This is a genomic window from Sphingomonas sp. FW306-1B-B10E, assembly GCF_058782005.1.
This window is the reverse complement of sequence record NZ_JBYSXG010000034.1, coordinates 15,118-29,205: the sequence shown is the minus strand read 5'-3', so window position 1 is coordinate 29,205 and position 14,088 is coordinate 15,118. Positions and strand designations below refer to the sequence as shown.

The 14,088-nt window shown below is 65.9% G+C and carries 13 protein-coding genes; 7 read left to right on the top strand and 6 right to left on the bottom strand.

Translation table 11 applies throughout. From position 1 onward, the window contains the following. Positions 1 to 88 precede the first annotated feature (88 nt). Entirely contained in the window at positions 89 to 2,740 is a 2,652-nt protein-coding gene (gene alaS, locus AC3WJI_RS13835; protein ID WP_492757857.1) for an alanine--tRNA ligase, read from the top strand. Between the two features lie 223 nt (positions 2,741 to 2,963). On the opposite strand, the gene AC3WJI_RS13830 is transcribed toward alaS, so the two are convergent. The 5 genes from AC3WJI_RS13830 to AC3WJI_RS13810 form a co-directional block, all read right to left on the bottom strand. Further along, complete coding sequence (locus tag AC3WJI_RS13830; protein WP_492757856.1) at positions 2,964 to 3,479, bottom strand: hypothetical protein; 516 nt, start codon at positions 3,477 to 3,479, stop codon at positions 2,964 to 2,966. 57 nt (positions 3,480 to 3,536) lie between these two features. Continuing rightward, complete coding sequence (locus tag AC3WJI_RS13825; protein WP_492757855.1) at positions 3,537 to 4,070, bottom strand: hypothetical protein; 534 nt, start codon at positions 4,068 to 4,070, stop codon at positions 3,537 to 3,539. Positions 4,071 to 4,134: 64 nt separating this feature from the next. Beyond that, on the bottom strand, positions 4,135 to 5,907 hold the full coding sequence (locus AC3WJI_RS13820; protein ID WP_492757854.1) for a cation:proton antiporter domain-containing protein: 1,773 nt from the start codon (positions 5,905 to 5,907) through the stop codon (positions 4,135 to 4,137). 223 nt (positions 5,908 to 6,130) lie between these two features. Beyond that, positions 6,131 to 7,354: an NADP-dependent isocitrate dehydrogenase gene (locus tag AC3WJI_RS13815; RefSeq protein ID WP_492757853.1), complete on the bottom strand. Its 1,224-nt coding sequence runs from the start codon at positions 7,352 to 7,354 to the stop codon at positions 6,131 to 6,133. Positions 7,355 to 7,463: 109 nt separating this feature from the next. Then, entirely contained in the window at positions 7,464 to 8,084 is a 621-nt protein-coding gene (locus AC3WJI_RS13810) for a class I SAM-dependent methyltransferase (protein WP_492757852.1), read from the bottom strand. Between the two features lie 259 nt (positions 8,085 to 8,343). On the opposite strand from AC3WJI_RS13810, the gene AC3WJI_RS13805 reads away from it, so the two are divergent. Together AC3WJI_RS13805 and AC3WJI_RS13800 are read left to right on the top strand one after the other, a co-directional pair. Next, positions 8,344 to 9,072, top strand: a complete 729-nt coding sequence (locus AC3WJI_RS13805; RefSeq protein WP_492757851.1) for a phosphatidylserine decarboxylase — start codon at positions 8,344 to 8,346, stop codon at positions 9,070 to 9,072. Further along, positions 9,069 to 9,941 (top strand): CDP-alcohol phosphatidyltransferase family protein, encoded by an 873-nt coding sequence (locus AC3WJI_RS13800; protein ID WP_492757850.1) that lies wholly within the window; start codon positions 9,069 to 9,071, stop codon positions 9,939 to 9,941. Before AC3WJI_RS13805 ends, AC3WJI_RS13800 begins: the two co-directional genes overlap by 4 nt. Here AC3WJI_RS13800 and AC3WJI_RS13795 read toward each other — a convergent pair. Then, positions 9,880 to 10,095: a hypothetical protein gene (locus tag AC3WJI_RS13795; protein ID WP_492757849.1), complete on the bottom strand. Its 216-nt coding sequence runs from the start codon at positions 10,093 to 10,095 to the stop codon at positions 9,880 to 9,882. The two genes, AC3WJI_RS13800 and AC3WJI_RS13795, sit on opposite strands and share 62 nt — an antisense overlap. 268 nt (positions 10,096 to 10,363) lie before the next feature. On the opposite strand from AC3WJI_RS13795, the gene rpsB reads away from it, so the two are divergent. The 4 genes from rpsB (at position 10,364) to frr (ending at position 14,078) form a co-directional block, all read left to right on the top strand. Further along, positions 10,364 to 11,266 (top strand): 30S ribosomal protein S2, encoded by a 903-nt coding sequence (gene rpsB / locus AC3WJI_RS13790; protein ID WP_492757848.1) that lies wholly within the window; start codon positions 10,364 to 10,366, stop codon positions 11,264 to 11,266. A 225-nt stretch (positions 11,267 to 11,491) separates the two neighbouring features. Next, positions 11,492 to 12,427, top strand: a complete 936-nt coding sequence (gene tsf / locus AC3WJI_RS13785) for a translation elongation factor Ts (protein WP_492757847.1) — start codon at positions 11,492 to 11,494, stop codon at positions 12,425 to 12,427. 349 nt (positions 12,428 to 12,776) lie between these two features. Further along, complete coding sequence (pyrH, locus tag AC3WJI_RS13780) at positions 12,777 to 13,508, top strand: UMP kinase (RefSeq protein WP_492757846.1); 732 nt, start codon at positions 12,777 to 12,779, stop codon at positions 13,506 to 13,508. 12 nt (positions 13,509 to 13,520) lie between these two features. Next, on the top strand, positions 13,521 to 14,078 hold the full coding sequence (frr, locus tag AC3WJI_RS13775; RefSeq protein ID WP_492757845.1) for a ribosome recycling factor: 558 nt from the start codon (positions 13,521 to 13,523) through the stop codon (positions 14,076 to 14,078). The last annotated feature ends 10 nt before the right edge of the window (positions 14,079 to 14,088 follow it).

Sequence of the window (14,088 nt, the reverse complement as noted above, 5' to 3'; positions counted from 1 at the left end):
ACGGCTGACCGCCGCGCTGGTTCCACGATGAAACGCCAGACGCTCCGTTTTACTTGAGTGCCGCGCCGCGCCCGCCTACATCGCGCACATGACGTCCACGAACGATATCCGCCGCAGCTTCCTCGACTATTTCGAAGGTCAGGGGCATGCCCGCGTGCCGAGCGCGCCGCTGGTGCCGCACAACGATCCGACCCTGATGTTCGTCAACGCGGGCATGGTGCCGTTCAAGAATGTGTTCACCGGGCTCGAGACCCGGCCTTACTCGACGGCGACCAGCTCTCAGAAGTGCGTCCGCGCCGGCGGCAAGCACAACGATCTCGACAATGTCGGCTATACCGCGCGCCACCACACCTTCTTCGAGATGCTCGGCAATTTCTCGTTCGGCGACTATTTCAAGGAACAGGCGATCACGCATGCGTGGACGCTGCTGACCAAGGAATGGGGCATCCCCGCGGAGAAGCTAACTGCGACGGTCTACCATACCGACGACCAGGCCTTCGATTTGTGGAAGAAGATCGCCGGGCTCCCCGAGGAGCGGATCATCCGCATCGCGACCAAGGACAATTTCTGGGCGATGGGCTCGGACGGGCCGTGCGGGCCGTGCTCCGAGATCTTCTACGATCACGGCGATCACATCTATGGCGGCCCGCCGGGATCACCCGAGGAGGATGGCGACCGCTTCGTCGAGATCTGGAACCTCGTCTTCATGCAGTATCTGCAGGAGAACGACGTCCAGATCGGCGAGTTGCCCCGGCCGAGCATCGACACCGGCATGGGGCTCGAGCGCGTCGCCGCGGTGCTTCAGGGCGTCCATGACAATTACGACACCGACACCTTCAAGGCGCTGATCGCCGAAAGCGGCGCGCTTACCGGCGCATCGACCACCGGCGACAACCAGGCGAGCCACCGGGTGATCGCCGATCACCTGCGCGCCTCGGGCTTCCTCGTTGCTGACGGCGTGCTGCCGGCGAACGAAGGCCGCGGCTACGTCCTGCGCCGGATCATGCGCCGCGCGATGCGCCACGCGCATCTCCTCGGCGCGAAGGATCCGCTGATGCACCGCATGGTGCCGAGCCTCGTCGCGGAGATGGGCGCCGCGTTCCCCGAGTTGGTCCGCGCCCAGCCGTTGATCGAGGCGACGCTGCTGCAGGAAGAGACGCGCTTCCGCCAGACGCTTGCCAACGGGCTCCGTTTGCTCGACGAAGCGACGCAGGGGCTGTCGGAAGGCGACACGCTGCCCGGCGAGACCGCGTTCAAGCTCTACGACACCTTCGGCTTCCCTTATGACCTGACCGAGGACGCGCTGCGCACCGGGGGCATCTCGGTCGACCGCGCTGGCTTCGACACCGCGATGGCCGAGCAGAAGCGCGCCGCCCGCGCAGCCTGGAAGGGCTCGGGCGACAAGGCCAGCGACGAGGTCTGGTACGACATCGCCGACGCACTCGGCGGCACCGAGTTCATCGGCTATTCGGGCACCGAGGGCGAAGGTCAGATCGTCGCAATCGTCAAGGACGGTGCACGCGTCGAGCGCGCGGGGCAGGGCGACAGCGTCACCTTGCTCACCAACCAGACGCCGTTCTACGGCGAATCGGGCGGGCAGATGGGCGATGCCGGCACGATCACCAATGACAAGCTTCGCGCGATCGTCGACGACACGTCGAAGCCGCTCGGCCGGCTCCACGCGCATCATGCCAAGATCGAGAGCGGCGAAGTCGCGGTCGGCGATACCGTCAAGCTGTCGGTCGATGCCGAACGCCGCGACGCGATCCGCGCCAACCACAGCGCGACGCACTTGCTCCATGCCGCCTTGCGCAAGCACCTCGGCGGCCATGTTACCCAGAAGGGCAGCCTCGTCGCTCCCGACCGGTTGCGCTTCGACTTCTCGCATCCCTCGGCGCTGAGCGCGCAGGAGATCGCCGATATCGAAGCCGATGTGAACGCGCAGATCCGCCATAACGAGGCGGTCGGCACGCGGTTGATGACGCCCGAGGACGCGATCGCCGCGGGCGCGATGGCGCTGTTCGGCGAGAAATATGGCGACGAGGTCCGCGTGCTCTCGATGGGGCGGGGCGACGATGCCAATTACTCGGTCGAGCTGTGCGGCGGCACCCATGTCAACGCGACCGGCGACATCGCGATTTTCAAGATCGTCTCCGAGAGCGCGGTTTCCTCGGGCATCCGCCGTATCGAGGCGCTGACCGGCGAGGGTGCACGGCAATGGCTAAACGCGCGCGACGAGCGGCTCAAGGAAGCCGCGGCTGCGCTCAAATCCTCGCCCGACGAGGTCCCCGCGCGTGTTGCCGCCTTGGTCGAGGAGCGTCGCCGGCTCGAGCGTGAGCTCGCCGAGGCCAAGAAGGCGCTGGCGCTGGGCGGTGGCGGTGCCGCGGTTCCCGCAGGCCCGGAGCAGGTCAATGGGATCAATTTCTTCGGGCAGGTGCTCGAAGAGCTCGACCCTAAGGCACTACGCGGCGCGGTCGACGAGGCGAAGGCGCGGATCGGCGGCGGGGTTGTCGCCTTGGTTGCGGTCAATGAGGGCCGCGCATCGGTCGCGGTCGGCGTCAGCGACGGGCTCGGGCTGAGCGCGGTCGAGCTGGTCAAGGCCGCAGTCGCGGTGCTCGGCGGGCAGGGCGGCGGTGGCCGACCCGACATGGCGCAGGGCGGGGGGCCCGACGGCGACAAGGGCGCCGAAGCGCTGGAGTCAGTCAAGGCCGCGCTGGCGGGTGCGCTCGTTTCCGCGTAACGCGCGTTATCAGGGTGACGCACGCTTGAACCTGTTCCCCGGCGAAGGCCGGCAATGTTCAATGCGCGTGCCGGCGCGCATCGTGACCTCCCAGGTCACACTATCCGCGCGTCCTAGGCGAGTTGTGGCTTCATAATATCAAAGAGCGGCCACCTTAGCCGGCTGCGAAAGCCGAGCATGCCAAACCCTACATTGCAACCCGGCCGCTGATTGACCGCGGCGCTCAGAGCCCCAGCTTGTAGCCGTCCTCGGGCTTCACCCACAAAGTGCGCTGGCTGAGCTCGGGGCGGACGACGCCGTCGAGCGTGACCTCGGCCTTCGACACTGCGCCGTCGGGCGTCTCGCGCGTGCAGCCCATCTTGCCTGCCATCGGCGCGATCGAGGCGGCCACTTGCGTGCGGATCGCGCTAGCGATCGCGGGATCCGCGGGCTTGCCGTCCATCTGGATGGTTGCCGCCTCGAAGTCGGACGTGCGGATCGGCGCGCATAATGCGCCGTCCTTGACCGTGCCGGTCGACTTCACTTCCATCGTCACCACTGGCTGCGGGGCGACCATCACCGTCGTGGTCGTGGTGAAGCTGCCGTCGGGATTGAGCTTGTAGCTGGTCAGCCCGAGACACGTCTTCTTCTCGACATTGGGGTTGGCGCATTGCAGCTTGCCGGCCTTGGCGGGGGCGAGCGGGTCGGCACCGGCCTGCGGTGCGGCCGCGGTCAGCAGAAGGAAAAGCGCTTCGATCATCGGACGAACTCCGTCAAAGATTGCGCCGCGCGGCGCTATATCGTGTCAGATGCGCGATCAGCGGCCGACGGCATAGCCGTCGCGAGGCGACACCCAGGTGATCGTCTGGGTGAGTTCGGGATGCGCGATCCCGTCGAGGGTCACCACGCTGCGCGTCACACCATCCTCGGTGCGGTCCTGAAAGCAGCGCTTCTTGCCCTGGACCGGCTGGACCGAATCGAGCACCTGCAGCCGCATAGCGCTCTCCGCATTGGGCGCCAGCGGGCGGCCGCTGCCCAGCAGCGTCCCGTTCTGAAAATCACTCGCGCGCATCATCGTGCAGACTCCGCCCTGCTCCACCTGACCGAAGGTCTTGTAGCGCAGCAGCACGGTCGCATCGCGCGAGACCAGGCCAGTCACGGTGGCATCGAAGCTACCGTTGCTGTCGACCCTGTAGCGGATGATCGTGCGGCAGGTAAGTTTGGCAGCGTTAGGCGCGACGCAACGCAACTTGCCTTCGCGCGCCGGAGCAAGCGGATCGGCGGGCGTCGCGGGCGCAGACGGCGCGATTTGTCCGGCGAGCAAACCGGCGAGCAACAGGGCAGCGATCATTCGTAACAGCTCCTCATTGGGGCGCTGGAATGCGCCCTCGCGCGACAGGCGGCAAGTCCGAAGCTTATCCGGCGGCCTCGCTTTGGCGCGCGCGGCGCAGGCGTGGCTCGCGATCAAGGTCCGACGCCTCCTTGATCATCTTGCGCATCTCGTCGCGCATCTCGTGAATCGAGGCGATTACTGGCCCCACCGCGATGCCGACATCGACGAGCACCGCCTCGGACAGCTGAAGCGAGCTCTCGAGCGTCTCGGGCACCGCATCGGTAGCGCCGGCCTTGTAGAGCTCGGCAGCGTGGATGCCGTCGCGGGCGCGGGCGATGATCGGCAGGTCGGGCACCCAGCCGCGCACGCGCTTGGTCAGCCGCACGGTGAGCACCGGATCGTCCATCGTCAGCACCAGCGCCTTGGCGTGGCCGAGCTTGAGCTGGTCGACCAACTCGGCGCGGGTCACGTCGCCGAACAGCACGGTATAGCCTTCCTTGCGCGCGGCATTGACGTTGTCGATATCGGCGTCGACGCCGAGATAGGGCAGATTATGCCGTCGCAGCATGTCGGCAACGGTGCGGCCGACCCGACCGAAGCCGATCACGATCGTTCCCGGCCCCGCGGCATCGACAGCGGCGGGCGCGTCGTCCTTCTCCTGCTGCTCGATCAGCCGCGCGAAGAGCTGGCCGGCCTTGGCGAGCAGCGGCGTCGCGGTCAGCCCGATCGCGGTGACCGTGGTCCAGAATGCCGCGGTGGTGCCCGATATCAGCCCGGCGGCGCCCGCCACGCCGAGCACGATCAGGGTCGTCTCGGAAGGGCTGGCCATCAGCACGCCGGTCTCGGTCGCGGTGCCGGTGCGTGCACCCGAGAGCTTGAGCAGCCCGGTGGTGACGCCGACCTTGACCACCATCACCACCACGGTCGCGCCGAGCAGGGCACCCCAATTGGCGAGGACGAAGCCGAGATCGATCCGCATCCCGACGGTAATCAGGAAGACGCCGAGCGCGAGGCCCTTGAACGGGGCCGTGATCGCCTCGACCTCGCCATGGTATTCGGTCTCGGCGATGAGCAGTCCGGCGATCAGCGCGCCGACGATCGGCGACAAACCCGCGGCGGTAGTGGCGAGACTGGCGGCGATGACGACCAGCAGGCTCGCGGCGAGAAAGAGTTCGGGGCTCTTGGTCCGCGCCGCCTGGCCGAACATCCGGGGCAGCAGCACGCGGCCGCCGACGAAGAGCACCGCGACGGTGACTGCCCCCAACCCGAGCGTTTGGAGCAATCCGATCGCGCCCGCGTCGCCGGCCGAGGGTGCCATCGCGCCCAGCCCGAAGATGATCGGCACCAGCGCGAGATCCTCGAACAGCAGCATCGCGAATGCCGCGCGGCCGACCGCGCTCGTCGTCCCGGCGATCGGGATCACCAGCGCGGTGGAGGAAAGCGCAAGCGCGAGCCCGAGGCCGATCGCGCCGCCGGTGCTGAGCCCGGTGAGATAGAGCGCCGCGGCGAGGATCAATCCCGCGCCGACCAGTTCGGCGGCACCGACCCCGAAGACGAGGTTGCGCATCGACCATAAGCGCTTGAACGAAAGCTCGAGACCGATCGAGAACAGCAGCAGGATGATGCCGAATTCGGCGAACGGCTCGATCGAATGTGCGTCCGAGATGGTGAAATAGAAGAGCCATGGATTTTCGCGGACCAGCGAACCGAGCCCGAACGGGCCGACCAGCGCGCCGACCAGAATGAACCCGATCACCGGGCTGATCCGGAAACGGGCGAAGGCGGGGATCACCAGTCCCGCGGCACCGAGAATGACCAGGGTGTCGCTGAGACCGGTATTGTGCAGGCTCAGCATCCCGGCCGCCGCTCGCTAAATTGACTAAGTTGACCGAAATCAGATTCTTCTCGCAATTTTATTGCTTGGAATCGGCGATCAAAGGAGGAGGTGAGAGCAGGGCTAACCATGGCGGCACGCCAGCATGTATGATCCTACATTGCAACCCGCGAGCAAGAGCAGGCCGACAGAAAAAGGGCGGCCGTGAAGCCGCCCTTTCGCATTTTCGGCCAGCGGCGCGCGCTTACTGCCAGCTGCCCATTTCCTTCTCGAGATTGACGCGGATCGCCTCGAAGAACTGCTCGGTGGTCATCCAGGCCTGATCGGGGCCGATCAGCAGGGCGAGGTCCTTGGTCATCGCGCCGCTCTCGACGGTCTTGATGCAGACCTGCTCGAGCGTCTCGGCGAAGCGCGTCACCTCGGGGGTGTTGTCGAACTTGCCGCGATACTTGAGGCCGCCGGTCCAGGCGAAGATCGATGCGATCGGGTTGGTCGAGGTCGCCTTGCCCTGCTGGTGCTGGCGATAGTGGCGGGTGACGGTGCCGTGCGCCGCCTCGGCCTCGATCGTCTTGCCGTCGGGCGACATCAGCACCGAGGTCATCAGGCCTAGGCTGCCGAAGCCCTGCGCGACCTGGTCCGACTGGACGTCGCCGTCATAGTTCTTGCAGGCCCAGACGAACTCGCCGTGCCACTTGAGCGCCGAGGCGACCATGTCGTCGATCAGGCGGTGCTCGTAGACGATGTTCGCCTCCTTGAACTTCTCCTTGAAGCCCTCGGTCTCGTACACTTCCTGGAACAGGTCCTTGAAGCGGCCGTCATAGGCCTTGAGGATGGTGTTCTTGGTCGACAGGTAGACCGGCCAGCCCAGGTTGAGGCCGTAGTTGAGCGACGAGCGCGCGAAATCGCGGATCGAATCGTCGAGATTGTACATCGCCAGCGCGACGCCCGCATCCTTGAAGCTGTAGACTTCGCGGTCGATCTTCTCGCCATTCTCGCCTTCCCAGACGAGGCGGAGCTTGCCGGCACCGGGCACCTTGAAGTCGGTCGCGCGATATTGGTCGCCGAATGCGTGGCGGCCGACGACGATCGGCTTGGTCCAGCCCGGGATCAGGCGGGGCACGTTCGAGATCACGATCGGCTCGCGGAAGATCGTGCCGCCCAGGATGTTGCGGATCGTGCCGTTGGGCGACTTCCACATTTCCTTGAGATTGAATTCCTCGACGCGCGCCTCGTCCGGAGTGATCGTCGCGCACTTCACGCCGACGCCGTACTGCTTGATAGCGTTCGCCGAATCGATCGTGATCTGATCGTTGGTCTCGTCGCGCTTCTGGACCGAGAGGTCGTAGTACTTCAGGTCGATGTCGAGATAGGGGAGGATCAGGCGCTCGCGGATCCATTCCCAGATGATCCGCGTCATCTCGTCGCCGTCGATCTCCACGACCGGCGTTGCAACCTTGATCTTCGCCATGCGCTCGCTTCCTTATTCTAGGTTTGGCGAGCGTCTAGGGCGATGGGGAGGGGGGATCAAGCGTCGCGGCGCAGGAAGCCGCGCGATCCCAGCTTTCGCCGGGTCGACGCTACTTCTTCCACGCCCACCAGAGCTGGGCCGGGGGCAGGTTCCACCATTCGATCTCGTGATCGATATGCTCCCAATAGGGCGTCAGGAAGTTTCGCACCTTGGGATTGTATTGATAGACGAGGAACGCGCCGTCCTTGCGGAGGACGTCGTGGGTCGCGTGCGCGATCGCGTCGCCGACGCCCGCGGGGAGCGTCGAGAAGGGCAGGCCCGAGGCGATATAGTCGGCGTGCTCGAACCCGTGATCGGCGATGATCCGCTTGATGTCGGCGGCCGAATCATTGACCGCGACGAAGCGCGGATCGTCGATCACGTGCTTCAGATAGCGGATGAAGTCGGGATTGGTGTCGATCACGATCAGCTTGGCGTCGGGCGCGAGGCGCTCGAGGATCGGGCGCGTGAAGGTGCCGACGCCGGGGCCGTATTCGACGAACAGCTTGCAATTCTCCCAGTCGACCGGCGCGAGCATGTGCCGCACCAGCCGCTGCGACGACGAGGCGACCGCGCCGACCATCACCGGATGCTTGAAGAAGCCCTTGAGAAACATCACCCAGGGCGAGGACACTCCGGCGGCGCGCATATCGGCACGGCGGCGCTTGGCGGAGACGGTCGATGCGGGCATTGGGGTCCTTTGCAATTGTCGGGGCGAACCGGCGCAAGCGCCTTCGCCGAAACGATCGAACATTCAAGCGCGGCAATTGCTCCAATCGCGCCGAACTCAAACCAGTGGCGAGGGCAGATACACCACCCGCCGTGTCGCGCAAAGCCGATCTGCGACAAGTGTGTGACAACGCATGCGCGACAGTCGGTCATCCACGCAAAAACGCGAAACGCGCGCCGCCGTCTAGGAAAGCGCGGGGCATGCCGCTACACCGCGCCGCATGGCATCGCTCGACAAGCCCCCCCTTGGTACCTCGACTGTGAAGTGGCGTTTCCCCGACATCCATCCCGAGGGGCGCAAATATGTGCTGATCGCGGCGGCGATCGCACTGGTGAGCCTGTTCGTCTGGGACTTCATCACCTGGCCCTTGGTGTTCCTGACGCTCGGCGTGGCGGCGTTCTTCCGCGATCCGGTACGCGTCACGCCGCAGGGCGAGGGGCTGATCGTCTCGCCCGCCGACGGATTGGTCACGATGATCGAGCGCGTCACGCTTCCGCCTGAACTCTCCGGCCCGAATGCGCTCGGCGAGGGCAGCATGCTGCGCGTCTCGGTGTTCATGAGCGTGTTCGACGTGCACATCAACCGCACTCCGATCACCGGCACGATCCGTCACGTCATCTATATCGCCGGCAAGTTCATGAATGCCGACTTCGACAAAGCGAGCGAAGAGAATGAGCGGCAGTACATCATCGTCGAGGACAAGAACGGCCAGCGGATCGGCTTCACGCAGATTGCCGGGCTCGTCGCGCGGCGGATCGTCAGCTTCGTCAAAGCGGGCGACATGGTCGTCGGCGGGCAGCGCGTTGGGCTGATCCGTTTCGGCAGCCGCGTCGACGTGTTCATCCCTGAAGCCTATGGCGTCGAGGTCGCGCTCGGCCAGCGCGCGATCGCCGGCGAGACGATCCTTGCCCGCAAGGGGGCGCCCCGCGCGGCCGGCATCGCCCAATGAGGCCGCCCCGCGTGGGCCGGCGTACCATTCCACGGCTGCGCCGCGAAGGCGGCATCCCGCTGCGCGCGGTGCTGCCCAACACCGTCACTGCGCTCGCGCTCTGCTCGGGGCTCACGGCGATTCGCTTCGCGATCATCGGCAATTGGGACACCGCGGTGCTGATGGTGCTCGCCGCGGCGGTGCTCGACGGGCTCGACGGCAAGATCGCCCGACTAGTGCGTGCCGAAAGCCGCTTCGGCGCCGAGCTCGACAGCCTGTCCGACGCGATCTCGTTCGGCGTCGCACCGGCGCTGATCCTCTATCTCTGGTCGCTGAGCGCCCTCGGCCGCTTCGGCTGGATGATCGCACTGCTGCTTGCTCTGTTCTGCGCGCTGCGCCTGGCGCGGTTCAACGCTCAGATCGACCGCGAGCACCAGCCGCACAAATCGGCGGGGTTCCTCACCGGCGTGCCCGCGCCGGCCGGAGCGATGCTCGCGCTGACGCCGGTCTTCCTGTGGAACTGGACCAACGAACTGCTTCGGCCCGAAGCGGGCGGTGCGGCGCCCGCGTTCGTCGAGACCATCGACCATCTGCTGCGCGCGCCCGCGGTGATCGCGCCGTGGACGGCGTTCATCGCGGTGCTGATGATCTCGAGCATCGCCACGTTCGCACCGACGGTCCGGCTCAAGCAGCGGCTGCGCTTCGAGGCGATCGTGGTGTTGGTGGTGCTCGTCGCGGCTTTGGTCTCGGCGCCGTGGCCGACGCTGGCGCTGCTCGGACTGGCCTATCTCGCCTCGATACCGTTCAGCGTGCGCAGCTATCGTCGCGTCAGGCAGCAGCGCGCAGCGGCACCCGCTTCGGCAGGCGCGCTGGAACGGCGCGAACCGTAACCCGGCCGAGCCGCGACGGCAGCGCCGGCAGCACCACGACCGGGCGGAACAGCTCGACGAAGCGGTGACGCTGAGGCGCGATCGAGGCGAACATCGCCCACAGCGAGGCCAGGAAGGCGGAGCCGAACAGCAGGGCGATCGCAATTCCAGTCATCATAAGCTCCTATCCGCACGCAAACCGGCGGAATGTAATGATTCCAACGACTTGGCTTCGTGAGGTGTTCCATACCCCGCTTCTGAACCGTTTATGTTCCGTTAACGTTCCTGCGTCAAGCGCAATGTTCCAAACTTGTTCCGCTTGCGTCGACGGGAGCGTTCGGCTAAGCGGCCCGCCTCAACCCGCATGGGAAGCATCATAACCCGGTGCCGCGACGAATCGCGGTTCCCGCTTCCCAGAGGCTCAACCGGAAGGAGTTATCCCTATGGCGGCACCTGTCGTCTCCATGCAGCAATTGCTCGAATCGGGCGCGCATTTCGGCCACCAGACCCACCGCTGGAACCCGAAGATGAAGCCCTACATCTTCGGCGACCGCAACGGCGTCCATATCATCGACCTCTCGCAGACCGTGCCGCTGTTCGCGCGCGCGCTCGAGTTCGTTTCGTCGACCGTCGCTTCGGGCGGCAAGGTCCTGTTCGTCGGCACCAAGCGCCAGGCGCAGGAGCCGATCGCCGAGGCAGCCCGCCGCGCGAACCAGCATTTCGTCAACCATCGCTGGCTGGGCGGCATGCTCACCAACTGGAAGACGATCAGCAACTCGATCAAGCGCCTCAAGACCCTCGAGGAGCAGCTGTCGGGCGACACCGTCGGCCTGACGAAGAAGGAAGTGCTCCAGCTCACCCGCGAGCGCGACAAGCTCGAGCTCTCGCTCGGCGGCATCCGCGACATGGGCGGCGTTCCCGACATCATGTTCGTGATCGACGCGAACAAGGAAGAGCTCGCGATCAAGGAAGCCAACACGCTCGGCATCCCGGTCGTCGCGATCCTCGACTCGAACGTCAGCCCGGACGGCATCGCCTTCCCGGTTCCGGCGAACGACGACGCCAGCCGCGCCATCCGCCTCTACTGCGAGGCTGTGGCGATCGCCGCGACCCGCGGTGGCCAGGACCAGATGCGCAACCAGGGCTATGACTTCGGCGCCGCCGAACAGCCCCCGGTCGAGGAGGCGCTGCGTACCCCCGCTCCGGCTCCGGCCGAGGCGCCTGCCGCCGACGCTCCGGTCGTGACCGCCGAGGAATTCGCGGCGCCGGCAGCCGATCCCGAGGCGCCTGCCGCGGCGACCACGCCCGAGCAGGCCGAAGAGGGCGAGCGCCAGCTCGACGCGTGAGTTGAAACCGGATGTCTTCGAACTGACATAGGGACGCACTAGGCGCCCGGTCAGTTCGTAGGTGCCCATTCCAAAACCCCGTTCGTGCTGAGCTTGTCGAAGCACCGTCTTTCTTCGTCCGGCGCGGCAACAAAGAAGAACGGCCCTTCGACGAGCTCAGGGCGAACGGGCTTTTGATATCTGGCCGGGGCTGAGTCCCGGCCGCCAAAGCTAGAGGAAAGAAACATGGCCGAGATCACTGCAGCAGCCGTGAAGGAGCTCCGCGAAAAGAGCGGCGCCGGCATGATGGATTGCAAGAAGGCATTGAGCGAGACCAATGGCGATCTCGAAGCCGCCAGCGACTGGCTGCGCTCGAAGGGCCTCGCCGCCGCCGCCAAGAAGTCGAGCCGCACCGCGGCCGAGGGCCTGGTCGGCGTCGCCGTCGCGGGCACCAAGGGTGTCGCGGTCGAAGTCAATTCGCAGACCGACTTCGTCGCCAAGAACGAGATCTTCCAGAGCTTCGTCCGTGACGTGACTGCGGTCGCGCTCGAAAAGGGCGACGATATCGACGCGCTCAAGGCGTCGCCGCTGCCGGCCGGCGGCACCGTCGAGGAAGTGCTCACCAACAACATCTCGACGATCGGCGAGAACCAGGTGCTTCGCCGCGCCAAGAAGGTCGCAGTGTCGAACGGCGCGGTGATCCCGTACGTCCACAACGCCGCGGCGCCTGGCCTCGGCAAGATCGGCGTGCTCGTCGCGCTCGAATCGGATGCCGGCGTTGACGTGCTCGAGCCGCTCGGCAAGCAGATCGCGATGCACATCGCCGCGGCCTTCCCGCTGGCGCTGAACATCGAGGGCCTCGATGCCGAGGTTGTCGAGCGCGAGGCTGCGATCCTGCGCGAGAAGAATGCCGACAAGATCGTCGGCAAGTCGCCCGAGGTCGCCGAGAAGATCCTCAACGGGCCGATCGAGAAGTTCAAGAAGGAGAACGCGCTGCTCACCCAGGCGTTCGTGATCGACGGCAAGACCCCGGTGCAGGACGTCATCGCCAAGGCGGCCAAGGACGCCGGCGCGACGATCACGCTGACCGACTATGTCCGCTTCCAGCTTGGCGAGGGCATCGAGAAGGAAGAGAGCGACTTCGCCGCCGAAGTGGCTGCGACCGCCGGTCTCACCAAGTAAGGTCTTCCCGGACCTGAATGGCGGGCGCTGTTACCCTTTGGTGGCGGCGCCCGTTTTTCGTTTGGGGCGCGCGGCGTCGAGGCATGCCCGCTTCCCTCTCCCCTTGTGGGAGAGGGAGGGAGCCGATGAAATCGGCGGAAGGGTGAGGGGGAGTGTGCTTCACTTTACGTCCCCCTCATCCTTCCCGCTGCTTTGCAGCGGGCCCCTTCCTTCTCCCACAAGGGGAGAAGGAGGCCAGCATGCGCTTTCCAAAATCCGCCGCATCTGCACGGCTTCTGCGCTTGTCCCTCCCGCGCGCCTCCTCTAGGGTCCGCGCCGCTCCCGTATCCGCCGTATCGACAAGGGTTTCATGACCGCTCCCCGCTTCAAACGCATCCTTCTCAAGCTTTCGGGCGAAGTTCTGATGGGAGAGGGCGGTCTCGCGATCGATCCTGCCGTCACGGCCCGCGTCGCGGGCGAGATCGCCGATGCCCGCGCCAAGGGCTATGAGGTCTGCGTCGTCGTCGGCGGCGGCAACATCTTCCGTGGGCTTGCCGCCGCGGCGCGCGGGTTCGAGCGCGCGACCGCCGACTATATGGGCATGCTCGCGACGGTGATGAACGCGCTCGCGGTGCAGAATGCGCTCGAGCAGATCGGCGTCGAGACGCGGGTCCAGTCGGCGATCCCGATGGCGAGCGTGTGCGAGCCGTTCATCCGCCGCCGTGCCGAGCGCCATCTCGAAAAGGGCCGCGTCGTGATCTTCGCCGCCGGCGTCGGCAGCCCCTATTTCACCACCGACAGCGGTGCCGCTCTGCGCGCCGCGGAGATGAAGTGCGACGCCTTGTTCAAGGGCACGTCGGTAGACGGCGTCTATGATGCGGATCCCAAGAAGGTGGCGACCGCACAGCGTTTCGAAACCGTGACCTATGACAAGGTCCTCGCGGAGGATCTCAAGATCATGGACGCGAGCGCGATCGCGCTCTGCCGCGACAACAGTATTCCGATCGTCGTGTTCAACATCCGCCAACCCGGCAATCTGGCCGCCGTGCTGCGCGGCGAGGGCGTGTCGACGATCGTCCAGAACGAAACCGCATCCGCATAAGGGAGAGCCGTAATGGCCGCTTACGACAAGGCAGATATCGAGCGCCGCATGGCCGGCGCGGTCGAGGCGCTCAAGCACGACCTTCAGGGCCTCCGCACAGGCCGCGCATCCACAACATTGCTCGATCCGGTGACCGTCGAGGTCTATGGTTCGCACATGCCGATCAACCAGCTCGCCAGCGTCTCGGCACCCGAGCCGCGCATGTTGTCGGTCCAGGTGTGGGACAAGACCAATGTCGGCCCGGTCGACAAGGCGATCCGCTCGGCCGGGCTGGGCCTCAACCCGATCGTCGACGGCCAGACGCTGCGCCTGCCGATCCCCGATCTGACCGAAGAGCGCCGCAAGGAACTCGCCAAGCTCGCCAACCAATATGCCGAAAAGGCGCGCATCGCGGTGCGCAACGTGCGCCGCGACGGCAATGACAGCCTCAAGACCGACGAGAAAAAGGGTGTGTTCGGCGAGGACGACCGCAAGCGGCTCGAGACCGAGGTCCAGAAGATCACCGGCAGCACGATCGCCGACATCGATGCAGCCGCGGCGGCGAAGGAAAAGGAAATCCTGGGCAAGTGAAGGGCGAACA

Coding starts and splice junctions, on each gene's coding strand:
- frr (WP_492757845.1), top strand. CDS start 13,521: ATGGCCGCTTACGACAAGGCAGATATCGAGCGCCGCATGGCCGGCGCG.
- AC3WJI_RS13820 (WP_492757854.1), bottom strand. CDS start 5,907: ATGCTGAGCCTGCACAATACCGGTCTCAGCGACACCCTGGTCATTCTC.
- pyrH (WP_492757846.1), top strand. CDS start 12,777: ATGACCGCTCCCCGCTTCAAACGCATCCTTCTCAAGCTTTCGGGCGAA.
- AC3WJI_RS13830 (WP_492757856.1), bottom strand. CDS start 3,479: ATGATCGAAGCGCTTTTCCTTCTGCTGACCGCGGCCGCACCGCAGGCC.
- rpsB (WP_492757848.1), top strand. CDS start 10,364: ATGGCGGCACCTGTCGTCTCCATGCAGCAATTGCTCGAATCGGGCGCG.
- alaS (WP_492757857.1), top strand. CDS start 89: ATGACGTCCACGAACGATATCCGCCGCAGCTTCCTCGACTATTTCGAA.
- AC3WJI_RS13815 (WP_492757853.1), bottom strand. CDS start 7,354: ATGGCGAAGATCAAGGTTGCAACGCCGGTCGTGGAGATCGACGGCGAC.
- AC3WJI_RS13825 (WP_492757855.1), bottom strand. CDS start 4,070: ATGATCGCTGCCCTGTTGCTCGCCGGTTTGCTCGCCGGACAAATCGCG.
- tsf (WP_492757847.1), top strand. CDS start 11,492: ATGGCCGAGATCACTGCAGCAGCCGTGAAGGAGCTCCGCGAAAAGAGC.
- AC3WJI_RS13805 (WP_492757851.1), top strand. CDS start 8,344: ATGGCATCGCTCGACAAGCCCCCCCTTGGTACCTCGACTGTGAAGTGG.
- AC3WJI_RS13795 (WP_492757849.1), bottom strand. CDS start 10,095: ATGACTGGAATTGCGATCGCCCTGCTGTTCGGCTCCGCCTTCCTGGCC.
- AC3WJI_RS13800 (WP_492757850.1), top strand. CDS start 9,069: ATGAGGCCGCCCCGCGTGGGCCGGCGTACCATTCCACGGCTGCGCCGC.
- AC3WJI_RS13810 (WP_492757852.1), bottom strand. CDS start 8,084: ATGCCCGCATCGACCGTCTCCGCCAAGCGCCGCCGTGCCGATATGCGC.